The organism is Amycolatopsis sp., assembly GCF_035546795.1.
Classification (GTDB): domain Bacteria; phylum Actinomycetota; class Actinomycetes; order Mycobacteriales; family Pseudonocardiaceae; genus Amycolatopsis_E.
Window position 1 is genome coordinate 57376 of sequence record NZ_DASZWC010000001.1, and the last position, 25843, is coordinate 83218.

Below are 25843 nucleotides of genomic sequence, written 5' to 3' on the forward strand. Positions count from 1 at the left end.
CCAGGCCGCAGCCCGTAACGCGCGGGGCCTTGCCGCGACTTCCGTGGTGCCCGACCGTTCCCGCCATGGGGGTGAGGTCATGACACTGACCTTGATCAAAGGCACTTTCCGGATCGTGGGCGCCTCGCCCGACGGCGACTCGGTCCGCTTCTATCCCGACGACCCGGGCGCCTTCCAGACCGCCGGCATCCGCGTCCGGCTCAACTCCAAGGGCGGCGCGCAGCTGCGGCTGGACGGTATCGACGCGCTGGAAACCCATTACCAGGCCCAGAACCACGGTGGCCAGTGGCGCCAGCCCGCCGAACTCGGCCAGGCCGCCGCCGCGGGCCTGCTGTCACACCTGGGCTTCAAGAAGGTCACCCGCGACGCCGACGGCACCGTCACCGCGGCCACCCCGGCACAGGTGCCGGGCCACATCATGACCCGGTTCGCCGACAAATACGGGCGCGCGGTCGCCATCGCCTTCCCGGGACAGCGCCCGGGCCGCACCCGCGACGGCGCGGACGTCCACCTCGATCCGAAAGGCCTGCGCGCGTCGGCGAACTACGCGCTGCTGCGCGACGGGCTCGTATACCCGACCTTCTACTCCAAGCTGTACCTGGATCTGCGCCAGGCCATGTCGGACGCGGCCGTGACCGCCCGCGACGCGGGTAAAGGTGTGTGGGCCGACGACGTGACCACGGGCGCCGGGTTCCGGCTGAAGTCGCGGACGCAGCTCCGGGACGAGCTGGTGATCCTGCCGAAACTGTTCCGCCGTCTCGTCGATTACCTCGGCCTGGACGAGACGGGCGGGGTGTCGTTGACCGGTTTCGCGCACTATCTCGACACCCGCGACGACCGGTTGTTCACTGTGCCCGCCGGGCACGCCACCGAACTGGCCACCCTGGTGGAGGTGAAGCGCCAGAACGTGCGCCTCACCGTCGAACCGGAACAGATCGTCTTCAACGAGGGCTGAGCATCTGCTCGGACAGGCCGGCGGCACCCGCGTGCCACCCGCGGCGGTGCGGCGTAAGCCCCGATGCCGGCGACCGGGATGCCGGCCGTCGCGAGATGGGCGCGGGGCGTGGGACGCTCACTCGTTTCCGGTCTGTGGCGAAGGGTCACGCGGGCGGGGCGGCGGCTTCCAGCTCGGTGATGCTGCCCGACATGATCGTCGGAATGTGCTCGGTGATGTGCTCCGGCGGCCAGTCCCACCACGCCACCGCCAGCAGCCGGGCGATGTCCTCGTCGCGGTAGCGGGTGCGGATGAGACGGGCCGGGTTGCCACCGGCGATGCCGTAGTCCGGCACATCGCGGGTGACCGCGGAGCCGGAGCCGGCGATCGCGCCGTGCCCGATCCGCACCCCGGGCAGCACGGTGGCACTGTGGCCGAACCACACGTCGTTGCCGACCACGGTGTCGCCCCGGTCCGGCAGGCCGGTGAGCAGGCCGAAATGCCCGGCCCACGAGCCGCCCATGGTGGGGAAGGGGAACGTGGACGGGCCGTCCATCCGGTGGTTGGCGCCGTTCATGATGAACCGCACCCCGGTGCCCAGCGCGCAGAACCTGCCGATGACCAGCTTTTCCGGCCCGTAGTGGTAAAGCACGTTGCGGGTCTCGAACGCGGCCGGATCGTCGGGGTCGTCCTAGTAGGAGTACTCCCCGACCTCGATCAGCGGAGACTGCACCGGCGGCTTGAGCAGCACCACCCGTGGCCGGCCGGGCATCGGGTGCAGGATCACCGGGTCGGCGGGCGAGGGCATGAAGGGCGGTTCCTCAACGGTTTGTCCGGCAATGTCCGGCCCATGATCGCGGCACCCGGCCGGCGATGCCGGTGAATTACCGGCGAGCCGCCTGCTGGCGCACCAGTTCACCGAGGCTGCGGCCCAGTTCGGTGTAGGCGGTGAACTTGCCGTCGTCGAAGAACTGGTCGCCCGTGCTGTCGTGCGGGAACTCCGGATTGTGCGCCGCATAGGACAGCACCGGATATGGCAGGTCCCGCCACAGCAGCGCTTTCGCCACGATCAGCTTCCCGGTGCGGCCACCCTCGGGCAGGTTGCTCTCCGGCGGGTAGTGGATCGTCCCGGTGATCACCGGGTTCGCCGCGAGCCGGGGATTCAACGCGCTCAACGGATTCGCCGGCGCCAGCGGCTGCCCGCTGCCCGGCTCGGCCTGCCACGGCTCGTCCAGTTCCACCCGCACTCCGAGCTCCTGCTGCGCCAACGTGAGCGCCTGCGCCAGGGTGGTGGCCGTCGGGGGTTCGTCCACGCTCGCGTCGACGCTGTAGATGACCTTGCACCGCCGGCGTAGCAGTTCGACCAGGCCGAGGTTGTCGTAGTGGCCGCCGTCGGTGACGTGCAGCAGCCGGTCGCTGTGCGAGTGCAGCCCGAACACCTCGCGCCACAGGTACGGCAACCGCCGCGCGGCGGGCATCCGCGGATACGCCCAGCCGGTGTCCGCCCGCTCCGATGGCGCGGCGAGAACGAACGACGGGTTCGGCAGCCACGCGCCCAGCCGCGCCCCGGACACCGCCAGCAGCACCTGGAACCAGCGTGCCGACCGGCCCATCGCCGACGCGAACGCCGCTCCGCTGATCGCGACCGCGCCCTGCACCGTCAGATCCCGCTTGAACCGCTTCGGCACCACCGCTTCGAGCCTGCCCGTGCGCACCCAGCCCACATCCGGGCCACCCACCCAGTCCGCGCTCATCGTGTACGACACGCAGTTGAGGCCCGGCGGGGTGCGGCCCTCGCCGGTGAGGTTGGCCGCCGCCGCGAAGATCACCTCCGGGAAACCGGGCGTGCGACGGCCATAGCGGGACAGCGCCGTGCGTTCGGTGCTTGGGTACGGCACCGCGATCTGGCCACCGTCGCGCGCCACCCGCCGCACCGCGAACGTCCCGGCCAGGCGTTCCCGGTAGAACGGGTGCAGGCTCAGTGACGTCTCGTCCAGCAACCCGCCCACGATCAGCACCAGTACCGCGCCACCGGCGGCCGTCCACATCGCCGGCGCCGTGCCGCCATCGCCGGCGAGCACCACGAACAGCAGCAGCCACGCGAGCGCCAGCACGGTGGTCGCCAGGATCACCAGGATGCGCTGCAGCAGGCTGGTGGGCACCGCGGCGGTCAGCCCACCGTCCACACCGGACTTACCGAGCGTGGATCGCTTGCGCCACAGGATCGACGCCAGCGTGGAGGCGTAGGTCAGCAATACCGCGAACACCGGGCTGCCCACCCGCACGCCGGTCTCGGTGGTGGGCAGCAGCCAGGCGAGCCACGCCAGCACGGGCACCACCACGACCACCGCCGCGACGAGCACGCCCAGCAGCGCGAGCCGGTTCGCCCAGCGCCGCAGCAGCAGCGGGAACCGCATCGTCTTCGTCGAGATTCCGCGCCCCACCAAGGAAAACACCAACGCCAGCAGCACCACCGCGGCGAGCCCGCCCACCGCGCCGGGACGGAACGCGGGAAAGTCCGGAATGGATGGCGGCAGCTCCGTGATCGGCACCCGCTGGTACAGCCAGCCCGTCACGGCGCCGAGCACGACAGCCGGGGCGAACAGCACCACGAGCGACAGCAGCAGCCCACGCCCGAGGATCGCGAACGCGGTGAGGGTCTGGGTGGCCGAGTCCGCCAGGTAGCTCACGTGCCGGCGCACGTGGTCCTCTTCGACCCCGCCGGGCGCGAACACCGTCTGCGGATCACGCACGACCTGGCCCGGCACCGGTTGCGCCACTTCCGGCGTGAGGGCCTGCTGCAGCGCGCCCGAGGTGTAGCCGCCGCCGGAAACAGACACGAGATAGCGGGCGTCGCGCAGCTGTTCACGCAGCGACTGGGCGACGCCGAGCGCGACGCTGGCGGCCCGGATCCCGCCGCCGGAGAAGCAGAAACCTTCAGTGCCCGGTACCGCGTCGGGCACCTGATAACCGCGACGCCACCGGGTCGCGGCACGCAGCTGGCCGGCGGCATCGACGGGAAAGTCCGGCTGCTCCAACGGCGCGGCCGCGATGCCCTCGCCTTCGCCGACCGAGACATCCCGCCTTGGCGGCAGGTACTCGCGCAGGACGCGCCGCCAGGTCTCGACGATCCCGTACAGCGCGACGAGCGTGGCCGGCAGCAGCGCGCAGAACTTCACCGTCGCTGCGCCCGCGGCGGCGTCACGCTCGCCGGTGAGCAACAGGATGTTCTCCAGCACGTCCGCGAGAATCGTGACCACGGCGGCGATCCGCGCGAAACGGGTGAGCTCCTCGGCCCGCGGCAGCCACGCCACCCAGATCGCCGCCGTCGTGCCCAGCAGCAGCGCGAGCCCGTACCCGGCGATGAACACGAAGTCCCACCACAGCGCCGTATCGGTGCCCGCGGGCAGCGGGGTGACCGCACCCAGTTCGATCCCGACGACGTCCAGATCCGGCGCGTTGAACGCATACAACAGCGCCCCGCCGGCCGCCAGCACCACCGCGACGAGCGTCGTCAGCAGCGCGCCCCACCACGGTGGCCGGTACTCGGCAGGCCGCAGCAGCACCTTGATCACGGTGTCCTCCCCAGTTCTCCGGCCGCGCCGAGCAGTGTGGCCGTACCGCCGAACGGTGTAAACCCTTCGACATCAAGCCGCAACGCGGCAGCCGTCCCGCGCAGGCGTGTCCCTCAGCCTGTATTCCTCATCCGCAGGCGTGTCGGGCCCGCAGCACGTGACCGAGCGCATCGTCCACCCGTGCGCCCGGCAACTCCCCATCGCGCATCGCGGCCTCCAGGCGGTCGAGCACCGCGCCGACCTTGCCGCCGGAGGACCACAGCGCCTCATCCGCCCCTGCCAGGAGCGCGTCGAGCACCGCCTCCGGCAGCGGGTGGTCACTGGTGATCGCGCGCATCGCACCGAGATCATCGGTGACCACCGCGCCGGTGAAGTGGTAGTCCTCGCGCAGAAGCCGGTACGCGGCCGGCGAGAGCGACGCCGGCTGGCCCCCGGTGAGCCCCGGCACGGTCAGATGGCCCACCATGACCTTGCTCGCCCCATAGTCCGCGACGTTCTCATACGGCACGAGATCGTTGGTACGCAAGGAATCCAGCGGGGGAGTGGTGACCGCGCCGTCGTGGGAGTCGCCCTGCGCGTGCCCGTGGCCCGGGAAGTGCTTGAGTACCGGCGTCACCCCGCCCTCGGCCAGCCCGGTGGCGAACGCGAGCGCGTAGGTGCGTGCGGTGTGCGGGTCGGCGCTGAAGGACCGGTCACCGATCGGGCCGTCGGCGGGCTGGCCGCTGACGTCGGCGATCGGCGCGTAGTCCTCGGTGACCCCGCGTGCTCGCATCTGCTGCGCGCGCCGGCGGGCCTCATCACGGACCTGTGCGGGGGTCATGGTCTCGGCCATGGTGCGGGCGCTGGGCATGTCACCGTCGAGCTGGTCGATGCGCTGAACCCGGCCGCCTTCCTCGTCGATCGCGACCGACACACCCCACCGTGCCCCACCCCGCACCTGGTCCAGCGCGTTGCCGCTCAGGATCGTGGTCGGGTTGCCGCCGATGAAGATGCCCCCCACCTGATTCTCACGGACCAGCCGCGCGGCCCCGCTCGGGTCGGTGGGACTCACCCCGACCACCAGCAGCTGGGCGAGCTTTTCGCGCTGGGTCATCTGCGCGGTCACCGCCGCACACGCATCGCCGCCGGTACTCGACGGGGCAGCGCTCGACGGGGCAGCGCTCGACGAGGTCGCGCTCGACGGGCCGGCCGGGGTGGGGGCGCCGCTGGACGGCGACGGTGCGCCGGCCGGGGCCGGTTCGGCGCCGCAACCGGCCATCAGCCCGGCGGTCACGGCGAACGCGAGTGCGGTGCGGAAGTTCATCGGCTCCAGAGGTCGTGCCGTCGGCGGGCAGGTGGAGTTTAGTGCCCGCCCGCACCGCCCCGCCTCAGCGTTCACTGTCGAGCGCGTGCATCGAGCCCGCGTCATAGCGGGCACCGGCCGCGGCGTCGGCCGGGATCGCGGCCTCGATCGCCTTGATGTCGACTTCGGGCAGGCCGAACCCGTTGGCGCCCAACGATTCCGCGAGCCGCTCCCGGGTGCGTGCGCCGACCAGCGGCACGATGTCCGTGCCCTGCGCGGCGACCCAGCCGATCGCCACCTGCGCGACGGTGACCCCCTTGTCCTCGGCGACGGCCCGCAACGCCTCCACCAGTTTCAGGTTGTGCTCCAGGTTCTCGCCCTGGAAACGCGGGCTGAAACCGCGGAAGTCCCCGCCCGCCAGCGCGCGATCGCTGCTCCACCGGCCGCTGAGCAGGCCGCGGGACAGCACGCCGTAGGCGGTGATGCCGATGCCGAGCTCACGGGCCGTGGGCAGGATCTCCGCCTCGATCCCGCGTGAGAGCAACGAATACTCGATCTGCAGGTCCGCGATCGGATGCACGGCCGCGGCCCGGCGCAGCGTCTCGGCACCGACTTCGGACAGTCCGATGTGGCGCACGTGCCCGGCCTCGATCAGCTCGGCGATCGCGCCGACGGTGTCCTCGACCGGGACCTGCGGGTCCAGACGCGCGGGCCGGTAGATGTCGATGTGGTCGGTGCCCAGCCGGCGCAGGGTGTATGCGGCGAAGTTCTTCACCGCGACAGGGCGCCCGTCCTGCCCGGCCCAGCCGCCGTCGGGATCACGCAGCGCGCCGAACTTCACGCTGATCACCGCGTTGTCCCGGTCGTGGCCGCGCAACGCCTCGCGCAGCAGCAACTCGTTGGCGCCCATGCCGTAGAAATCGCCGGTGTCGAGCAGGTTCACACCGGCCTCGAGCGCGGCGTGGATGGTCGCGATCGACTCCGTGTCGTCCGCCGGGCCGTAGAGATCCGACATGCCCATCAGACCGAGACCCAGCGCCGAAACGACGGGCCCGGTCGCGCCAAGCCTGCGGGTGTCCATGACTTTCACCTCCTGTTTTCGTCGATAACGAGATCACCGTATCATCGATAGCGAACCCGCGCTACCGGACAGCTGTTATCATCGGAAACATGACGGAGGTTCCGACGACCCGCGACCGCATCCTCGAGGCGGCCGCCGCGCTGCTGGCCGACAAGGGCCGCGACGCGGTGTCCACCCGGGCGGTCAGCGCCGCCGCCGGGGTGCAGGCGCCCACGCTCTACCGGCTGTTCGGCGACAAGGACGGCCTGCTCGACGCCGTGGCCACCTTCGGGTTCGAGACCTACCTCGCCGGCAAGGAAGCGCTCCGGCAGAGCGACGACCCCGTCGAGGATCTGCGCCGCGGCTGGGACCTGCACCTGGAATTCGGCCTCGCGCGGCCCGCCTTCTACGAGCTGATGTACGGCAGCGGCCGCGCCGCGTCGCCGGCGAGCAAAGCCGCCGAGGAGATCCTGCACCGCATGATCACCCGCATCGCCGACGCGGGGCGGCTCACCACGAGTGTCGACCGCGCGGTGCGGATCGTGGAGGCCACCGGGGTCGGCGTGGTGTTCACCGTTATCGCCACCCCGCCCTCCGAACGCGACCCCGGCCTGCCAGCACAGGTCCGGGAGATGGTCATCGGCAACATCACCACCGAGCGGCCGTCCACTCCGGACACCGGTGTGCACACCCGCGCGTCCGCGCTGTCCGAAGCGCTGCGCACCGGGGAGTTCGAGGCGCTCAGCTCCGCCGAACGAAGGCTGCTGATCGAATGGCTCACCCGCCTGGCCAACACGTGAGCCATGGCGAAGCCCGATAGGCTCTGGCCCATGTCGCGCCGTGCACCACAGACCACACCCCTGGACCCGGGAACCCTGCGCGCCCGGCTCGACCGGGCCCGCCAGGCGGCGGCCAGGGCCGAGACCGACGCCCTGCTCATCGCGCCCGGTTCCGACCTCAGCTATTTCCTCGGCGAAGCCGGTGGCTCCTTCGAACGGCTCACCGCGCTCGTGCTGCCAGCCGGTGACGGTGCGCCCGCGCTGGTGGTGCCGAAGCTGGAGGCCCCCGGCTACGCGCACGTCCCGGCCGACGAACTGGGCATCGAGATCGTCACCTGGGTCGACGGCGAGGACCCGTACCGCATGGTCGCCGCCCGGCTCGGCCGGCCCGGCCGCGTCGCGGTCAGCGACAACACCGCCGCACTGCACGTGCTGGCTTTCCGTGACGCGCTCGGCGACGCCGAGCAGACCCTCGCCGGTCCCGTGGTGCGGGAGCTGCGGATGCGCAAGGACCCCGCCGAAATCGCCGCACTGCGTGCCGCGGGCGAGGCGATCGACCGGGTGCACGCGCGGATGGGTGAGTGGCTGCGACCCGGCCGCACCGAGGCCGAGGTCGGCGCCGACATCACCGCGGCGATCGTCGAGGAAGGCCACACCCACGCGGACTTCGTGATCGTCGGCTCCGGCCCCAACGGTGCCAGCCCGCACCACGATGTGTCCGCCCGCGTGATCGAGCCCGGCGACGTCGTGGTGATCGACATCGGCGGCCCCATCGCCTCGGGCTACAACTCCGACTCCACCCGCACCTACTCGGTCGGTGAACCGCGCGATGCCGACGTGACCGACACGTACGCGGTGCTGCAGCGCGCGCAGCAGGCAGCGGTGCAGGCCGTGCGCCCCGGCGCGACCGCGGAGCAGATCGACGCCGCGGCGCGCGAGATCATCACCGACGCCGGGTTCGGCGAGTACTTCATCCACCGCACCGGCCACGGCATCGGGCTCGACGTGCACGAGGAGCCCTACATCGTCGGCGGGAACACGTTGCCGCTGGAGGCCGGGATGGCGTTCAGCGTCGAACCCGGCATCTACCAGCCCGGCCGCTGGGGCGCCCGGATCGAGGACATCGTGGTGGTCACCGACACCGGCGTCGACCCGCTCAACAACCGGCCGCACGACCTGGTCGTGCTGGGTTCATGAGCGCCAAGGCACCGCACGCAGCCGGCGTGACGCAGGAGCGACGGCGTGGAGGACCGACCGGATGCGGGTGTCCCGCATGAGCACCGAGGGCACGCTGGAACCTTTGGACCAGGCCATCGCACGGGAACTGTCCACCGACGGGCGCTGCAGCTTCACCGATCTCGCCGAGCGGGTCGGGCTGTCGGTGTCGGCAGTGCACCAGCGGGTGCGCCGGCTCGAACAGCGCGGCGTGATCCGCGGCTATGCCGCCCAGCTCGACGGAGAGCTGATCGGCCTGCCGTTGACCGCGCTGATCTCGCTCACCCCGAACGACCCGGCGGCCCCGGACGACTACCCGCAGCGGCTGGAGCACATCACCGAGATCGAGTCCTGCTACTCGGTCGCCGGCGACGAGTCCTACATCCTGCTGGTGCGGGTGGCCTCACCGCGCGGGCTGGAAGACCTGCTGCGCCGCATCCGCGAATCGGCGAAGGTCTCCACCCGCACCACGGTGGTCCTGTCCACCCCGTTCGAAGGGCGTTCCCCCACCCTGTGACGACGGGTACGATAAAAGGTATGGCAACACGTAAGGTCACGCTGTCGCTGGACACGGCGGCCATCGAGTTCGCCGAGCGCGCCGCCAAGGCGCACGGCATCTCGCTGTCGTCATGGCTGTCCAAGGCCGCCCGCCGCGAGGCCGTCCGCACCGGTTACGGGCCGCACCTGGCGCCCGCCGCCGAAGAACAGGCCGCCACCGACGAGGCCGAAGCCGCCGCCGCCGAACGGGAGCTGCGTGCGGAGGGGTGAAGTCTGGACCTACCGGCCGCCGACGCAGCCGGCCAGGGAACGCACGGTCCTGCTGCTGTCCTCGGACGGCGTGAACGAGTCCGAACGCCCCTGGCTGCTGGGCACCGAGCTGCTGGAGAAGGATCCACAGGACATCCTCGGCGTCGCACTGGACTCCCGGTTCTGGATCTCCACGCTGAACCTGACCCGCCTCTACCGGGGCTGGCTCCAGGAACGCCTCGCCGAGATCGACCACGCCACACAGGAGCAGGTGGACGTCGCCCTGCGCGCCGCGCTCGATCTCTGAGTAAGCGCTTACCCGGCCGCCACGACGGTGGCCGCGGCATGCAGGTTCCCGTCGGAACCGGACAGGCAGGCCGCCGAGGGCAGCGCGGTCGCGAGGAACTCCGTCAGGCAGCGCCCGACCTCGGCATGCCCGTTGGCGTTGGGGTGGAAGGATTCCTGTAGCGCGTGACCGGCCCGGTTCGCGTCGGCCAGGTCGTTGAGCTGCAACGTCAGGCGCGAGAACCATTCCTTGCCCGCGTCGGCCCCGCCGCTGCACGCCTCGTGGCCACGCCCGGCGCGTGAGAGATCCAGAAACCGTGCGCCCGCCTGGGTCGCGGCTCTGGACAACCCCGCCGACAGCGCCGGCACGCCCTGGTCACGCACCCACCGCAGGTCCTCGGTCTTGAACGGGCAGCCGTTGAGGTTCTGCAGATCCGCCGGGATCCCGGGCCCGATCGGTGCCGCGTAGGACTGCAGCACCAGCTGGTAGTCGCCGGTCTCGTAACCGGCCTGTGCCAGCACCTTCTTCACATCCGCCAGCGCGGACACGACTTTCGGGACCATCGCGTCGATCCGGCTCTGCCATCCGGGCGCGATCGCGGTGCTGCACGGCGGGTTGCCGGAGAGGAACCAGGCCTGGAAACACTGCGAGACCAGCTCGGAGAAATGCGGATCGTCGTTCGCGCCGACGCCCACGACGACGACCGCCACCCGGTGATCCTTGACCAGGTTCGCCAGCTGAAGCGCCTGCGACGGTTCGTTCCACTGCTTCGTGTCACCCAGGGCCACCTGCGCGGCGGGCGCCCCCGAGCAGGCCAGGTTCGTCTTGGCCGCGATCCCGGGCACGTCGGTCTCGAACACCTCGGCGTTGGGGGAGCGGTGACACCAGTCCCCGTCGCTGCCGTTGGTGTCCAGCGTGTAATCGCCGGCGCCTTCACCGGAAATCGTGCTGTCACCCAGGGAAACGATGGTCAGCGGACCGGTACCCGGCGGGCCCGGCCGCTTCACCGGGCCGGTCGGGGTGCCGGGGCCGGAGAACACGAAGATCGCCACCAGACCCACCACGAAAACGAGGACACCCCCGCCGATCCACCACCGATATCTTCGCATCACCGGGAATTCTACGGATCAGCCCGATGCGGCCATGATCACGCCGTCGGCCAGCCGCACGCGGCGGTTCGCCGCGGCGTGCACCTCGTCGTCGTGGGTGGCGACGACCACGGCCGCGCCCTCGTTCGCGCAGCGGCGCAGCAACCGCAGTACCGCCGGTTTGCTCGCCGCGTCCAGATGCGCCGTCGGCTCGTCGGTGAGCAGCACCTTCGGCCTGCCGCTGACCGCGCGGGCGAGCGCGACCCGTTGCTGCTGACCGAAAGACACCTCGCCCGGATACCGGTCGCTCAGCGCCCCGACACCGAGATCGCCCAGCAGCCCCGCCACGCGCGCGTCGATACCGTCGCGGTCGCCACCCGGTTGCAGCCGCAACGGCAGCGCCACGTTCTCCGCGACCGTCAGCTCCGGTGCCAGGCCCAGTGCCTGGGGCAGCACGGCGCAGGTGTGCCACGGCGGCGCCCCGTCGACCGGCTCCCCGCCCAGCAGGACACGGCCGGAGTCGGGGGAGTCGAAACCGCCCAGCAGAGCCAGCAGCGCGCTCTTGCCGGAGCCCGAACGGCCCGACACCGTGACCAGTTCCCCGGCGTCCACCGACAGTTCGAGCCCGCGCAGCACCTCCACATCCCCACTGGGATGGGGGAAACGGCGGCGCAGCCCGAGCGCACGCAGAACCGGTCCAGTCACGAGGCCCCGATCCCTTCCAGCCGCCCGTCCCGCAACCGCGCGACCCGCGAACCCAGCGCGATCAACCGGTCGTCGTGCGACGCCACGAGCACCGCGAACCCCTGTTCCGCCAGATACCGCAACGTCTCCAGCACCAGATCGGCCGACGCTTCGTCCAGCTGCGAGGTCGGTTCGTCGGCCAGGATCACCGACGAACCCCGCGCCAGCGCGCACCCGAACGCCAGCCGCTGCTGCTGCCCGCCCGACAACGCCGAAACGTGCCAGTCGCCGGTGCCACCGAGACCGAGCCGGGCCAGGATCTCCCCGGGCTCGCACCGCCTTCGCGCGGACTGCGCGGCCGCGCGCAGATTGTCGGCCACCGACAGATAGTCCAGCAGGTTCTCCGGCGGGTTCTGGAAAACCTGCCCCAGCCGGTCGCGGCGCAGCGCCCGCCGCCCGGAATGGCGCAGCGAACCGGTGTCCGCGCCCTCGAACCGCAGCGTGCCCCGCGCCGGACGTTCGAACAGCCCCAGCACCCGCAGCAGGGTGGATTTGCCGGAGCCCGAAGGCCCGGCGAACACGGTGATCCCGTTCGCCGGCACGGACAGGGTGACGTCGTGCAGGCCGGTCACGACCCCGGCGGGCGTCGTGTAGTCGACGCCGATGCCGGTCAGCTCGAAGATGTCAGCCACGCAGCAGCTCCGCGGTCCGGGCCGTGCGCACCGAACGCACCGCGATCGACGCCGCGAGCAGCACCACCAGCAGCCCGGCGGCGGCCACGGCGAGCACGAACGTCGTCTCGTCCGGCAGCACCGAACCCGGCGGCAGCCAGCGCACCGGATCGAACCGGGGCACCGCGACCGCCGCGACCCCGACGCCGCAGCCGATCCCGGCGAGCACCGCGAGCCCGGCCAGCCCGCCGAGTTCGAGCACGTGACTGCCGAACAGCGCCCGCATGCCCAGCCCCATCCGCAGCACCAGTGCCCCGGCCAGCGCGTTCTGCCGCCGCCGCACCTCGACCGCGACGAGCAGCCCGAGGATCGCCACCACCCCGAGCACCCCGCCGAGCACCGTCACGAAGGAGAACGTCCACTCCACGACGTAGAACGGCAGCGCGTCCAGCGAGGTGGACTGCGTCGTCCGGTTCGTCACCGTCTGCCGGGCGGCGGCCAGCGCCGCGGAAACCTGATCCAACGGCCGGCCGGACAGCAAACTCCAGCGGGGGATCGTGGCCAGCTGCTCCGGGGTGAGCGCGGTCCGCGAGATCACGTAGCCGGCGCCCTCGCCCAGTTGCGGGAACCACGGCAGGTCACCGACGACCACCGCCGGGGGGAGCTTCGGCAGCGATGGCGACTGATCACGGGCGTGCCCGACGCGGATCGCCGGAACACCGCCCGCCACCGGGTGTTCGAGCTTGGGCAGCAACGCTTCGACGTCGTCATGCAGGCTGCCCAGATACGCCGCCCTCGTCAGCGTCGCCGGATCCACGACCAGCACCACACTGCCCGTGCCGCTGGTCTGCCCGGTCAGGGAACTGTTGTCCCGCAACGGTTCCGGCAATGCCGTGGTGCCACGCCCGACCGGGGCCTCCACATCCACGCGGGTGGCCGCGCCGACCAGGATGCCGCTCTTGGTGTCGAGCGCGTTGCGCTGGCCCGCCGCGATCCCGCTGCCCGCGGCGAGCGTGCCGATCGCGAGCACCCCGACGACAAGCACTCCCACCGCCGGTGCCCGCGCACCGGCCAGCCGCCGGATCGCCAGCTGCAACGACGGCCGCGACCACAGCCGCACCCGGTGCGAGGCCCGCAGCGACAGCCAAGCGATCCGCGCCACGAGCAGTCCCGCGGTCAGCACCACGAACACCGGATACGTCAGCGCCAGCGGATCCACCTGCGCCAGCGGCGTGCCCAGTTTCAGGTTCCCGTAGCCGGACAGCCGCGACCAGCCCAGATACGCGGTGCCCGCGGTGAGCAGTTCCCACGGGAAGAACAGCAGCAGCCGCCACCGTTCACCCCGCGCGGCACGGCCGACCTGGAACTCGCGATGCGCCCGCCACGCGGCGACCGCGCCCAGCACGAGCAGTGAGAACACCAGCACCCCGGCCGCGACCAAGGCCGCCAGCACCTGTGGCCACCATGCGATCTGTCCGGGCGGGGCGTACATGCCGGTGGCGAACCGGGCCACGAGAATGCCCGCGACACCACCGGCCACGACCGGCAGGCCCAGCTCGGCGACCGCCAGACCGCCCAGCGCGGGCGGGCTCGTCCCGCGCGCGGCGAGCAGCCGCACCTGCGCGTGGCGGCGCTGATACCACTGCAACGCCACCGTCACGATCCCGCCGCAGCCCACCAGCACGCTGATCGCGGCCAGCGGCAGGATCGACACCAGCACATGGGAGCCGGCCTGCTCCGCCAGTGCGACCGACTGCTCGAACGGCAGCTGCAGCGAAACGGCGTCACCGAGGCCCTGCCGGGTCAGGTCCGCCCGGATGTCTGTGATCAGCGCCCGCGACCGGTCCAGATAATCGCGGGCCTGTTGCGTGGTGCGCGGGGGGTCGAGGTAGAAGGTCATCGAGAACGACACCGCCGGCACGCGCAGCGCCTGCACGGTGTCGAGGAACGTCTGCCGGTCGGTGGCCAGCATGACCGTCTGCACCGGATCGTTGGCGTAGGCGTAGATCGTGGCGCCACTCTGCTGGGAACACCACCAGCGCGGCGGTGGCACGCCGAGATCGTGGTACACCCCGGAAACCTCCGGCAGCACGCCCGCCCGGTACTGCACGCGATCACCGGGGCCGATGGGTTCCAGCCGGGTCAGCGAGTCACCGACGAGCACCCCGGGCCTGTCGGTGTTCCGCAGCATCTGCAACTGGCCCGCCGCCCCATCGCGGTAGCCGAGCGTCACCTTGTGCCCCGCCAAGTTCCCGAACGACACCGGCACGAACGGGCCGGTGTACATCCCGGTGACCGGCTGCGGGAACCCGTGCGCGGCAGCCTGCCGCTGCACGGTCCGGGTCACCGCCGGCACCTTCGCCGGCGACAGTGACGCCCTGGTCGCCGTCGCGCCGTAGGCGTCCGGGCAGGCGTTGCCGGTGAGGTAGTCCATGGCCGCGCCGCCCGACGCGCCCGCGATCAGCACCGCCGACGTCGCCAGGAAACACGACAGCAACGCGGTCACCGCGGCGACGAACAACGTCAGTGGACTGGACAACGCCGCCCGCGGCGATCTTCGCCATGGCAGGGAGATCCCCCGGGTCTCTCGCATGCGCGAACGCTACCCCGAAAGATCGAACCCGAGACCCGATCCGGTGGTTTCGTCGCCGGGCATATGCGTTGCCGCGAGTTTCACGCGGCCGCCGGGGTGGAACACAGGACCGGGGAGTGTCACGGGGAAGGGGTGCGCCATGGGTGAGCGCGGAACCAACGGACAAGGCGCGGCATGCCGGTTCTGCGGCCGGGCACCCACCCCAGGCGAATACCGCGCGCCGGGACCACTCGGACCGATCTGCCCGTCCTGCCTCGAAGCCGGGCTGGCGCTGGTGCGCGACGGGCGGGAACGGCGCAGCCGCGGCGGCACCGTCCTGGTCCGGGTGATCACGCCCGAGGACGACGCGTGCGAGTTCTGCGAACGCAGCGTCCGGCGCGGGTTCTTCGGCAGGCACCGGCCACTGCCCAGGATGAGCTGTACCCAGGCGCACGCGGTCATTTGCCGAGATTGTCTCGATCGTGGCGGCGAGTTGCTCAACCACGTTCTCCGCCAACGGATTCCCCGCTGATGATCCCTTGCCGACGGCCCGAGTTCGGCTAGGGTCGGGACCGGAAACTTCACAGCGACCCCACCCCAGGAAGGTGGCGGGTGCATGGTGTCGTCGACCGGCACCTCACTGTTGCTGGCCGTGCCGGCAGCGGTGGTGGGCGCGGCCAGCATGGGACTGGCGAGCGCGGCGCAGGCGCGCGCCACCAAGGAGGTGGCGGTCGGGAAGATCCTCGACCCCGGGCTGCTGCGCGGCCTCGCGCACCGTCCCCTGTGGCTGATCGGGATGATCGCCACCGGCGCCGGGCTGGCGCTGCAACTGGTCGCGCTGGCGTTCGCGCCGCTGCTGGTCGTGCAACCCCTGCTGATCACCTCACTGATGTTCGCGGGGGTGATCTCCGCACGCCTGGAACGCCGCCCGCTCGACGGGGTGATGGTCACCGGATCGCTGATCTGCGTCGCCGGGCTCGCCGCGTTCCTGCTCGTGGCCCGCCCCAGCGGCAACGCCGACAGCTTCACCATCGGCACCCAGCCACTGCCGCTGGCCATCGCGCTCGCCGTGCTGACCGTGGTCGCGCTCGTGGTCGCCCTGCTGGTGCACGGATCCGCGCGCGTGCTGGGGCTGGCCGTGGCCACCGGAGTGCTCTACGGCGTGACCGCCGGGCTGATGAAGGTGGTCGCGGGGCAGGCCAGGAGCGGCCTGGCCGAACCCTTCCAGCACTGGACCCTCTACCTGGTCTGTCTTGTCGGCCCGCTGGGGTTCCTGCTCAGCCAGAACACCTTCCAGCAGGGCCGCTTCCTCACCCCGGCGCTCGCCGTGATCACCGCGCTCGACCCGCTCGTCGGCGTCGCGATCGGGGTCTGGTGGATGGGGGAGACCGCCGCGTCAGGCCCTGGCGCACTCGCCGGTGAAGCGATCGCCGGCGCGGTGATCATCGTCGGCATCGTGTTGCTGTCCAGCCGCGCGGCACACCTCGACCACACCCAACCCGGCCAGGACACACGATTCCGGCCGCAGCAGAGCAAGGGAGCGGCATGAACAAGGTGCTGATCGTCTCCGCGGCGATGGGGGAAGGGCACAACGCGACGGGACGGGCACTACAGGACAGCATCGCCCGGCTGTGGCCCGATGCCGAGACCCGCTGGCTGGACGCGCTCGACGTGATGGGCTCCGGCGTCGGCCCGCTGTTCCGCTGGATCTACGTGTCCAACGTGCAGCGAACCCCGTGGCTGTACGAGTTCTTCTACCGCGCCCTGTGGCGCTACCGGTGGTTCGCGTCGGCGTCGAAACGGTTCGTCGGCGCCTGGTGCGGCCGCCGGCTCGCCGGCCGCATCGACGAGTACGGGCCCGACCTGGTGTTGTCCACGTACCCGCTCGGCACCGCGGGCCTGGCCTGGCTGCGCCGCCACGACCGCCTCGGCATGCCCGCCGGCGCGTGGATCTCCGACTTCGCGCCGCACCCGTTCTGGGTCTACGCGGACATCGACCTCAACCTGGTGATGCACGAACGCGCCGTCGCACCCGCGCTCCACTGTGTCCCCGAGGCCGCGGTGGCGGTGTCGGCGCCCCCGGTCCGCAGCGCTTTCCGCCCCGGCGATCAGGAGGCGGCGCGCGCCCGGCTCGGTCTACCGCCGGGCGCGTTCGTCGCACTCGTCTCGTGCGGCTCCCTCGGGTTCGGTGATGTCGAGGACGCGGCCACCGAACTGCTCGACGCGCACCCCGACGTGCTGCCGGTCGTGGTGTGCGGGCGCAACACCGCGCTGCTGCAACGGTTACAGCCACTGGCCGAACGGGAGCCGAGGCTGCGCCTGCTCGGCTGGACCGACGAAATGCCCGCGTACACGGTGGCCGCGGATGTGGTCGTCACCAACGCCGGCGGCGCAACCGGGCTGGAGGCGCTGGCGTGTGGCCGTCCCGTGCTGATGCACCGGCCGATCGCCGCGCACGGCCGCGCAAACGCCGAACTGATGGCCGAAGCCGGGCTCGCGATCGTGTGCGAGCGCGACGGGGAACTGTCCGCCGCCGTGCGCCAGCTCATCGCCGACCCGGGACGGTGGAAGGCGATGGCCAATGCCGCCATCCGGCACTGCGAGCACACCGGCGACCTGGCCGACGGGCTGCGCGCGCTCACCGGTGTCACCACCGTCGCGCCCAGCTGATCAACCCCGTTACAGGCCCGCGACTGCCTGATCAGCTCCCGCTCAAGCCCTTGATCAGGGTATGGGGCGTGCCGTCGCCCAGCATGAGATACAGATCGGGCGCATCGGCGGCGGCCGCGGCACCACGCGCGAACATCGCCTGCTCGTAGTCGGTGAGCGCGGCCTCGACGTCGTCGGGATGCGCGGCGAGCGCCTGGCCCAGTTCGGCGCCGTCATACATGGCCAGATTCGCGCCTTCGCCATTGGGCGCCGCGAGGTGGGCGGCGTCGCCGAGCAAGGTCACTCCTGGTGTCCGATCCCACCGGTGCCCGGGAGGCAAGGTGTGGATGTGGCGCAGGACCGGCGCGGTCTCGCCGCCGGTGACCAGCCTGGTGATCTCCGGCGCCCAGCCGTCGAACTCCTGCGCGATCCGCGCGGTGGCCGCCGCCGCATCGGTGAAATCGACACCGGCGAACCATTCCCGCGACCGGGCGAGCATCATCCACGTGTGCAGGTTCCCGCCGCGCTCCCGGTGCGCCAGGATCCCCTTTCCCGGCTCCAGCACCATCATCGCTCCGCCGCCGAGGGTGTTCGCGCTGGCCGGATGCCGGTTGTCGGCATCGAACAGATGGGTCTCGATGAACGAGATGCCGGTGTACTCGGGGGTCGCGCCGGAAAGCAGCGGCCGGACCCGGGACCAGGCGCCGTCCGCGCCGACGAGTAGTCCAGTGATGGCGGTGCTGCCGTCGGCGAAGGCCACTTCATGGCAGCCGTCACCGAGCGCGCGGGCGGCGCTGACCTTGTGGCCCCACCGGACGGTGCCGGCCGGGAGCGAGTCGAGCAGCATCTGTCGCAGTTCGCCGCGCTGCACCTCGGGTTCGTCGCCCGTGCCGTCATCAGGCAGGTCGAGCAGGACATTCCCGGCACGGTCCAGCAGCCGCAGCGCCTGGCGTCCCGCCAGGATGAGCTTGCGGAACTCCTGAGTCAGCCCCGCTGCCTCCAGTGCCGGCCGGCCGTTGTAGCCGCGGATGTCGAGCAACCCGCCCTGCGTGCGCGCCGACGGGGAGGGTTCGGCCTCGTAGACCGTGGCCGGCATGCCGTGCACCCGCAGTACGCGCGACAGCATCAAGCCGCCGAGGCCTGCGCCGATGATCGTGACCGGTGTCGTCATGGGACTCCCTTGATTGGATCGTCACTCCAAACAATCTGGCACCATACTGGAGTGGCGATCCAATCATGCGAGGATGAGGACATGGCGAAGAAGACGGCGGCGCGATCCCGGCGGCGCACGGACAGCCTGTCCAGAGAGCTGATCATCCAGGCCGCGACCGAGCTTCTGGACAGCGGCGGCGAGAGCGCGCTGACCCTGCGCGCGCTCACCATCCGCCTGAGCACCGGTTACGGAGCGATCTACCACCATGTCGCGGACAAGAGCGACGTACTTGCCGCCGCCACCGACGACCTCATCAGCCGCGTATTGTCCGCCGCGGCCGCCGATCCGGACCCACGCGAAACCCTGCGCCGCCTCGCCCTGGGGTTGTTCGATGCGGTCGACGCGCATCCCTGGGTCGGGACGGAACTGTCCCGCCAGGTGTGGCGGCCCGCGCTGCTGGACTTCTACGAGAGCATCGGCAGGCTCATGGACGCGCTCGGTGCCCCCGAGCAAGCCCGCTTCGACGCGGCCGGGGCGCTGGTGAACTACATCCTCGGCGTCGCCGTGCAGAACGCCGCGAACGCCCGGTACCTGGCCGGCAGCAACACCGGCCGGGCGGATTTCCTGGACGCCGCGGCCGCGCAATGGGCGCAGGTCGACCCGAGCCGGTACCCGTTCGTGCAAGCGGCGGCGACGCGGCTGCGCGAGCACGACGACCGAGAGCAGTTCCTCGCAGGCGTCGACATCTTCCTGGCAGGTATCGCCACACTGAGCTAGGTGCCCGCCGGCAACCAAATTGTCCCCTTTGCCCAAGCCGCTGCTTCATCACCACCGTGTGGGTCAGCACCGAAGGCGAGCACATCGTCGTCAACGTGGTCGAAGGGATGCAGAAGGCCCGCTACGTCGCCCGCGACCCGCGAGTGGCGCGGCGAAGCGAACATCGCTCGTGCACGGGCGATTCCGGAGGCATGCGTGCCCGCCGGACCGGTCCCCGCGCCGGCATGTGCATTCCCGCGGTTGCGCTGGACCCGGAAGGTGCGGAGCGGTTCGTCCGGAGGTGGGTGACGTGGATCGGCGGCTGGATCGCGGGGGAGGCCTTGAACTGGCTCGGCCTGTCCGGCGACCCAGACCGTATTATCTCGTGGGCGATGGAACCGGCCGAGCAGTACGCACGCAACGGCGTGGCTGACGACTCAGTGCCGCCGGAGGTGCGGGAAGCGGCCTACTCCGCGCTGGAAGAGAGCCATGACGCGGCACACTGCTGCACCGCCCGAATCTGGTCCCACCCCAAATTCAGCCCTCCAGCACGGTGTTCCACTCCAGTACCCGGCCCAGCTGATCATCCGCCGGGCGGGGCTCGGCCGGGCGCTGCACGGTGTTCGTGGCGCCCGCGGTCATCCGCGCGCTCGCCGCGATGTTGGCCGCCACCCGCGGCCGGCGGAGCCGCTCGTAGACCTCCAGCGGTTTTGCCGTGTCCCGCAACGCTTTCGCCAGCACGATCGCGTCCTCGAGCGCCATCGACGCGCCCTGTCCGGTGGCGGGCGAGGCCGCGTGCGCCGCATCGCCGACGAGCACCACCCGCCCGGTGCGCCAGCGCGGCACCTCCGGCAGATCGCACGCGTTGGTCACCAGCAACGGCTCGTCCGTCGCCGCGACGATCGCCGCCGCTGGTGTCCGGTCGTCCTCCAGCAGCCGCACCAGGTGATCCCGCCAGCCGGGCGCGGCGATCTCCGCCGCCGACAGTTCCGGCCCGTGCGTGCGCCCGAACCAGTACGTCTCGCCGGCGGGGGAGACGGTGTAGCCGAAGGCGACCGAACTGCCGCGCACCATCACCATTCCCGCCGGATCCGGCGGGGGAGCGGCCTTGGTCGTGTAGCCGTAGAACACCCGCTGCCCGGCATAGCGTGGTGTGACCGCCGGGTCGAGCAAGCGCCGCACGGTCGAGTTCAGCCCGTCCGCACCGACCAGCAAATCACCGCGCGCCGAGTCGCCGTCGGCGAATCCGGCAGTCACGCCGGCGGCGTCCTCGCTCACCGATACCAGCGATTTCCCGTGGTACAGCGGGATTCCGCGGCCGATCACCGCCGCCTGCAACACCCGGCACAGCTCGGCGCGCCGCAGACAGTGACTCTCCCGCATCGGCCGCGTGGCCACCACGTCGCCATTCTGCGCAATGACCGACAACTCGGTCTGGGCGAACCCGGCGGCCGCCACGGCTTCGGCGGTGCCGAGCTCCTTCAACACGGCGAACCCGTTGTGCGCCAGCGTCAAGAAGGCACCGATGTCCGCACCACTGGCCGGATGCCCCTCGAACAGCACCGGCGAAAACCCGGCCTTGTCCGCGGCCAGCGCGGTGGCGGCACCCGCGATGCCGCCACCGACGATCAGGATCCGTGTCATGACACCCCCCGGGCGTCACGATAGGCGGGCGAAGATCACCCCCGCTGCGTTTTCCACCAAGCCCGCCCGGCTTCCGGCAGCGTCGCGATCGGGTCGTAGTACGGGTAACGCCTTGCCAGCGCCTCCGGGTCCGCGTGCTCGATCCCGGTGCGGTAGTTCTTCGTCCAGTACGAGATCCCGCGCTCACGGTCGTACTCGGCCAGCTGGTGCACCCACCGCTTCCCGACATACGGCACGTCGCACACGATCCGCGGGGTCGCGTATCCCGGCAGGTAACCCATGATCGCGTGCTGCAGCTCCTGCGCCTCCCAGACCGCGACCCGCCAGTGCTCGGCGTTGGGGATCATGTCGCACAGGTAGAAGTAGTACGGCAGGATGTTCGCCTCGTCCTGCAACGCGAAACACAGATCCAGCAACGCCCCCTGCGTCGCGTTCACCCCGCGCATCAGCACACCCTGGTTGCGCACGTCCCGCACCCCGACCTCGAGCGCCGTCCGCGCCGCCTCCGCCACCAGCGGCGTGACCGACTGGGCGTGGTTCACGTGCGTGTGGATCGCCAGGTTCACCCCGCGCCGCCCGGCCGTCACCGCCACCCGCTGCAGCCCCTCCACCACCTTCGGCTGCAGCCAGTGCTGCGGCAGGCCCGCCAGCGCCTTGGTCGCGAGCCGGATGTCGCGCACGGTTTCGATGTCCATCAGCCGCATCAGGAACGACTCCAGCTGGTGCCACGGCACGTTCGCCACGTCACCACCGGAGACCACCACATCCCGCACGCCCGGCGTCGCCCGCAGGTAGTCGATCATCGCGTCCTGCCGGTCCACCGGCTTGAGTGCCAGCTTGTGCTTGACGACCTGCTCGGTGGAGTTGCCGACGAGATCCATCCGGGTGCAGTGCCCGCAGTACTGGGGGCAGGTGGACAGCAGCTCGGCCAGTACCTTGGTGGGGTAGCGGTGGGTCAGCCCCTCCGCGACCCACATTTCGGTTTCGTGCAAGGAATCCCGCTCCGAATGCGGGTGGCTGGGCCACTCCGGCTCCCGGTCCGAACGCACCGGGAGCATGTACCGGCGCACCGGATCGGCGTAGAACTCCTCCGTCGAGCCGGCGTGCATGGTGTTGAGCATCTGCGGCGGCAGCAACATCGACATCGTGGCCAGCTCACGCTGGTCGGCGGCCAGATCCTCGTAGAACTCGTCGCCCACGAGATCGCCCAGCACCGCCCGCAGCTGCTTGATGTTGCGCAGGCAGTGCACCCGCTGCCACTGGGCATCGCGCCACTGCGCCTCGGTCACCTCCCGCCAGCCCGGAAAGCGGCGCCAGTCCGGTTCGACCAGCTCCTTCCTGGCGTAGGAGTAGGGCTGCCCGAGAGTGTCGGCGGTTGAGACAGCATCCTGGATCGCAGTCATCTGTGCTCCTCGTCGGCATAAATACGTCAAAATCTCCTGTCGATACGACAATACGACGTAAATATTGCGGTCGCATTGCATCAGGCAGACTCGACACCGTGAACGACACGACGCTTCTGGTCGGCGGCCGGATCCACAGTCCGAGCTCGCCCGACGCCACCGCGATGGCAGTCACCGGGGACACAGTCGTCTGGGTCGGGCAGGACGGCCCCGGCCGCGCCCTGCACCCCGGCGCCGAGATCGTCGAGCTGGGCGGGGCCTTCGTCGCCCCCGCCTTCGTCGACGCCCACGTGCACGCCACCGCCACCGGTCTGCACCTCACCGGCCTCGACCTGACCACCGTCCACGACGCGGGCGAACTCCTCGCCGTCGTCCGGGCCGCCGTGAACCCCGGCGAAGTCCTCATCGCGCACGGCTGGGACGAAACCACCTGGACCTCCGCCCGGCTCCCGAGCCGCGCCGAACTCGACGACGCCGCCGGCGACGCCCCCGTATACCTCAGCCGGGTCGACGTCCACTCCGCGCTCGTCTCCAGCGCGCTGATCGCCCTCGCGCCCGAAGCCCGCGAAGCCGACGGCTGGTCCACCGAAGGGCCGCTGACCCGCGACGCCCACCACCAGGTCCGCAAAGCCATGCGCGCGGCGATTTCCCCCGCCCAGCGCCGCCGCGCCCAGGAGGCGTTCCTCCGTCGCGCCACCGAAAACGGCATCGTGAGCGTCCACGAATGCGCCGGCCCCGACATCTCCGGCGAAGCCGACCTCGCCGGCCTGCTGGAGCTGGCAGGCGAGGCCAACCAGCCCGAAATCGTCGCCTACTGGGGCGAGCACGGCGCCACCGACGTCGCCCGGCGCCACGGCCTGCGCGGCCTCGCCGGGGACTTGTTCGTCGACGGCGCCCTCGGCTCCCACACCGCCTGCCTGCGCGAGCCCTACACCGACGAGCCCGGCACCGCCGGCGCCCGCTACCTCGATGCCGCCGCCATCGCCGAACACCTCATCGCCTGCACGGAAGCCGGTTTGCAGGCCGGCTTTCACGTCATCGGCGACGGCAGCGTCGCCGAAGTGGTCCACGGCTTCCAGCTCGCCGAGAAGACCGTCGGGCACCGCGCGCTCGCCGCACGAGGACACCGCCTGGAACACCTGGAAATGGTCGACGCCGAACAGGCCGAACTGCTCGCCGGCTGGGCCGTCACCGCCTCCACGCAACCCCGCTTCGACGCGCTCTGGGGCGGCGAGGACGGCATGTACGCGACCCGGCTCGGCGAACGCGCCCCCGCACTCAACCCCTTCGCGATGCTCGCGGCCAAGGGCGTCCTGCTCGCCTTCGGCTCCGACAGCCCCGTCACCCCGCTGGAACCGTGGGAAACCGTGCGCGCCGCGATCCACCACCGGACACCCGGCTCCGGGCTGTCCGCCCGCGCCGCGTTCAACGCCCACACCAGGGGAGGGCACCGCGCCGCCGGGGTCAACGACGGCATCACCGGCAGCCTCACCCCCGGCGCCCCCGCGCACTACGCCGTCTGGGACGCCGCCGAACTCGTCGTCGCCACCTCGGACTCCCGCGTCCAGCGCTGGTCCACCGACCCCCGCTCCCGCGTGCCCGCGCTGCCCCCACTCGACCCCGGCGTCCCCGCGCCGACCTGCCTGCGCACCGTCCGCGCGGGCCGGACCCTGTTCGAGGCATGAGGTTCCACCTGCCGTACACAGGGCTTAACGGGCAGCGCTTAGGGTTGGGCGCGTGGCCGTAACCATGCCGGATTCCGACACCGGAACACCGGAAACCCCCCAGCGCTCCCGCCGGGCCTGGCGCCCGTGGCTGCTGCGCCTGGCCGCCGCCACGGCCTCGGGATTCGTGTTCTACCTCAGCTTCGCCCCGCGCTCGCTGTGGTGGCTCGCGCCCATCGCCTTCGCGGGCCTCGGCCTCGTGCTGCGGGGCAGGCGGATGTGGGGCGGCCTCGGCTACGGCTTCGCGTTCGGCCTCGGCCTGTACATCCCGCTGCTGACATGGCTCCAGGACTTCCTCGGCGCCGAGGTCGGGCCCACGCCGTGGCTGGCACTGTCCGCCGCGCTGGCGCTCTACCTCGGCATCGGGACGGCGCTGTGCACGTTCGCCGCCCGGCTGCCCGGCGGGCCGGTCTGGATGGCGATGATCATGATCGCCACCGAGACACCCCGCAGCTGGTGGCCGCTCGGCGGGTTCGCCTGGGGCCGCGTCGCGTTCAGCCAGCCCGAAGGCGCGTTCCTCCCGCTCGCCTCGATCGGCGGCGCGCCACTGGTCGGATTCGCCGTGGTGCTGACCGGTTTCAGCCTCGCCGCGCTCATCGCCCGGCTGCGCCGGCGCACCTGGCGGCCGCTGCTCACCCCCGCGATCGGGGTCGCGCTGCCGGTCGTGGCGGGCCTCGCGCTCTGGCCCACCATCGGCACGGCGGCGCAGACCGGCAGCCTCACCGTCGCCACCGTGCAGGGCAACGCTCCCAACATCGGACTGGCGCTGGAGGACGAGGGCGCCATCCTGCGCGCGAACCACCTCGCGCAGAACGCCCGCCTCCACCAGGAAATCGCCTCCGGCCAGGTCTCCAAACCCGATCTCGTCGTCTGGCCGGAAACAGCCGTCGCCGCCGCGGGGGACGACCCCGGCGTCGACGAAGCGGTGAACAGCATCGGCGTCCCCGCGCTGGTCGGCGTGCTGGACTACGCCGGCCCGCAGCGGCGCAACAGCGTCGTCGTGTGGAACCCGGGCACCGGACCGGGCGAAAGCTACTCCAAACGCCAGCTGGTGCCCTTCGGCGAGTACGTGCCCGCCCGCGAGATCGCCAGCCTCGTCACCCCGTTCGTGGACTCGACCAAGGACATCCAGCCCGGCACCACCCCCTCGGTGCTCAACGTCGCCGGTATCCGCGTCGCCGCGCCCATCTGTTACGAGATCGCCTACGACTACGTCGCCCGCGAAGGCGTCGACGACGGCGCCCAGCTGATCGTCCTGCCGACCAACAACGCGTGGTACGGCGAGAGCGAGATGAGCTACCAGCAGCTGGCCATGGCCCGCCTGCGCGCCGTCGAGCACAGCCGCTCGGTCGTCGTCTCGGCCACCAGCGGCGTCAGCGCGATCGTCGCCCCCGACGGCTCGATCATGCAGTCGACCAGCGAATTCACCGCCGCATCCCTGGTCGGGCGCGTGCCGTTACGGCAGACGACTACGCTGTCGGATCGACTCGGTGCGTGGACGGAGTACGTCCTGGTCGGCGTGGCGCTCGTGGCGTCGGTGGCGGGGATGGTGCAGAGTCGTCGCACCCGGCGCACACGCGCCAAGGAAAAACGAGCAACCGTGGTGGAGTGACCTCCACCG

22 protein-coding genes and 1 pseudogene are annotated in these 25843 nt (G+C 71.3%); 12 read left to right on the forward strand and 11 right to left on the reverse strand.

The genetic code is table 11. From position 1 onward, the window contains the following. The first annotated feature begins 79 nt into the window (after positions 1-79). Positions 80-955 carry a nuclease gene (locus VHD82_RS00285; protein ID WP_325695602.1) on the forward strand — a complete coding sequence of 292 codons (876 nt, stop codon included), beginning with the start codon at positions 80-82 and terminating at the stop codon, positions 953-955. A gap of 145 nt (positions 956-1100) precedes the next feature. Here VHD82_RS00285 and VHD82_RS00290 read toward each other — a convergent pair. From VHD82_RS00290 to VHD82_RS00305, 4 genes and pseudogenes are all read right to left on the reverse strand, one after another. Beyond that, positions 1101-1742: pseudogene (locus tag VHD82_RS00290) on the reverse strand (CatB-related O-acetyltransferase). A 76-nt stretch (positions 1743-1818) separates the two neighbouring features. Beyond that, complete coding sequence (locus VHD82_RS00295) at positions 1819-4509, reverse strand: hypothetical protein (RefSeq protein WP_325695605.1); 2691 nt, start codon at positions 4507-4509, stop codon at positions 1819-1821. A 127-nt stretch (positions 4510-4636) separates the two neighbouring features. Then, entirely contained in the window at positions 4637-5812 is a 1176-nt protein-coding gene (locus VHD82_RS00300) for a glycoside hydrolase family 3 N-terminal domain-containing protein (RefSeq protein ID WP_325695609.1), read from the reverse strand. A 64-nt stretch (positions 5813-5876) separates the two neighbouring features. Further along, a complete protein-coding gene (locus tag VHD82_RS00305) occupies positions 5877-6872 on the reverse strand; it encodes an aldo/keto reductase (RefSeq protein WP_325695612.1) in 996 nt (331 codons plus the stop codon). A gap of 89 nt (positions 6873-6961) precedes the next feature. Here VHD82_RS00305 and VHD82_RS00310 point away from each other — a divergent pair, with 89 nt between their 5' ends. The 5 genes from VHD82_RS00310 to VHD82_RS00330 all read left to right on the forward strand — a co-directional run bounded on the left by VHD82_RS00310 (position 6962) and on the right by VHD82_RS00330 (position 9899). After that, positions 6962-7651, forward strand: a complete 690-nt coding sequence (locus VHD82_RS00310; protein ID WP_325695615.1) for a TetR/AcrR family transcriptional regulator — start codon at positions 6962-6964, stop codon at positions 7649-7651. Positions 7652-7681: 30 nt separating this feature from the next. After that, entirely contained in the window at positions 7682-8827 is a 1146-nt protein-coding gene (locus tag VHD82_RS00315; RefSeq protein ID WP_325695618.1) for a Xaa-Pro peptidase family protein, read from the forward strand. Positions 8828-8903: 76 nt separating this feature from the next. Then, on the forward strand, positions 8904-9362 hold the full coding sequence (locus tag VHD82_RS00320; RefSeq protein ID WP_325695621.1) for an Lrp/AsnC family transcriptional regulator: 459 nt from the start codon (positions 8904-8906) through the stop codon (positions 9360-9362). 20 nt (positions 9363-9382) lie between these two features. Then, positions 9383-9613, forward strand: coding sequence for a DUF6364 family protein (locus VHD82_RS00325; RefSeq protein WP_325695624.1), 231 nt, complete (start codon positions 9383-9385; stop codon positions 9611-9613). After that, on the forward strand, positions 9600-9899 hold the full coding sequence (locus VHD82_RS00330) for a hypothetical protein (RefSeq protein ID WP_325695628.1): 300 nt from the start codon (positions 9600-9602) through the stop codon (positions 9897-9899). Before VHD82_RS00325 ends, VHD82_RS00330 begins: the two co-directional genes overlap by 14 nt. Before the next feature lie 8 nt (positions 9900-9907). On the opposite strand, the gene VHD82_RS00335 is transcribed toward VHD82_RS00330, so the two are convergent. The 4 genes from VHD82_RS00335 to VHD82_RS00350 are packed head-to-tail and all read right to left on the reverse strand — an operon-like array spanning position 9908 to position 14914. Beyond that, positions 9908-10987 carry a GDSL-type esterase/lipase family protein gene (locus tag VHD82_RS00335; RefSeq protein WP_325695631.1) on the reverse strand — a complete coding sequence of 360 codons (1080 nt, stop codon included), beginning with the start codon at positions 10985-10987 and terminating at the stop codon, positions 9908-9910. A gap of 18 nt (positions 10988-11005) precedes the next feature. Further along, entirely contained in the window at positions 11006-11671 is a 666-nt protein-coding gene (locus VHD82_RS00340) for an ABC transporter ATP-binding protein (RefSeq protein WP_325695634.1), read from the reverse strand. Continuing rightward, positions 11668-12342, reverse strand: coding sequence for an ABC transporter ATP-binding protein (locus VHD82_RS00345; protein ID WP_325695637.1), 675 nt, complete (start codon positions 12340-12342; stop codon positions 11668-11670). The genes VHD82_RS00340 and VHD82_RS00345 overlap by 4 nt, the downstream gene beginning before the upstream one ends. Continuing rightward, positions 12335-14914 carry an ABC transporter permease gene (locus VHD82_RS00350; protein ID WP_325695640.1) on the reverse strand — a complete coding sequence of 860 codons (2580 nt, stop codon included), beginning with the start codon at positions 14912-14914 and terminating at the stop codon, positions 12335-12337. The genes VHD82_RS00345 and VHD82_RS00350 overlap by 8 nt, the downstream gene beginning before the upstream one ends. A gap of 139 nt (positions 14915-15053) precedes the next feature. On the opposite strand from VHD82_RS00350, the gene VHD82_RS00355 reads away from it, so the two are divergent. From VHD82_RS00355 to VHD82_RS00365, 3 genes are all read left to right on the forward strand, one after another. Next, positions 15054-15425, forward strand: a complete 372-nt coding sequence (locus VHD82_RS00355) for a hypothetical protein (RefSeq protein WP_325695643.1) — start codon at positions 15054-15056, stop codon at positions 15423-15425. 84 nt (positions 15426-15509) lie between these two features. Then, positions 15510-16442 (forward strand): DMT family transporter, encoded by a 933-nt coding sequence (locus VHD82_RS00360; protein WP_325695646.1) that lies wholly within the window; start codon positions 15510-15512, stop codon positions 16440-16442. Beyond that, a complete protein-coding gene (locus VHD82_RS00365) occupies positions 16439-17563 on the forward strand; it encodes a glycosyltransferase (RefSeq protein ID WP_325695649.1) in 1125 nt (374 codons plus the stop codon). Before VHD82_RS00360 ends, VHD82_RS00365 begins: the two co-directional genes overlap by 4 nt. Positions 17564-17594: 31 nt before the next feature. On the opposite strand, the gene VHD82_RS00370 is transcribed toward VHD82_RS00365, so the two are convergent. Continuing rightward, positions 17595-18713 (reverse strand): NAD(P)/FAD-dependent oxidoreductase, encoded by a 1119-nt coding sequence (locus VHD82_RS00370; protein ID WP_325695652.1) that lies wholly within the window; start codon positions 18711-18713, stop codon positions 17595-17597. An 81-nt stretch (positions 18714-18794) separates the two neighbouring features. Between VHD82_RS00370 and VHD82_RS00375 the strand changes: the two genes are divergently transcribed. Then, a complete protein-coding gene (locus tag VHD82_RS00375) occupies positions 18795-19472 on the forward strand; it encodes a TetR/AcrR family transcriptional regulator (protein WP_325695655.1) in 678 nt (225 codons plus the stop codon). A gap of 516 nt (positions 19473-19988) precedes the next feature. Here VHD82_RS00375 and VHD82_RS00380 read toward each other — a convergent pair. Both VHD82_RS00380 and VHD82_RS00385 read right to left on the reverse strand, forming a co-directional pair. Further along, positions 19989-21095, reverse strand: a complete 1107-nt coding sequence (locus VHD82_RS00380) for an NAD(P)/FAD-dependent oxidoreductase (RefSeq protein WP_325695658.1) — start codon at positions 21093-21095, stop codon at positions 19989-19991. 35 nt (positions 21096-21130) lie between these two features. Beyond that, a complete protein-coding gene (locus tag VHD82_RS00385; RefSeq protein ID WP_325695661.1) occupies positions 21131-22498 on the reverse strand; it encodes a lysine 2,3-aminomutase in 1368 nt (455 codons plus the stop codon). A gap of 98 nt (positions 22499-22596) precedes the next feature. Between VHD82_RS00385 and VHD82_RS00390 the strand changes: the two genes are divergently transcribed. Next, positions 22597-24183 (forward strand): amidohydrolase, encoded by a 1587-nt coding sequence (locus VHD82_RS00390; RefSeq protein ID WP_325695664.1) that lies wholly within the window; start codon positions 22597-22599, stop codon positions 24181-24183. Positions 24184-24247: 64 nt separating this feature from the next. Further along, positions 24248-25834 (forward strand): apolipoprotein N-acyltransferase, encoded by a 1587-nt coding sequence (gene lnt, locus VHD82_RS00395; RefSeq protein ID WP_325696150.1) that lies wholly within the window; start codon positions 24248-24250, stop codon positions 25832-25834. Positions 25835-25843: the final 9 nt, after the last annotated feature.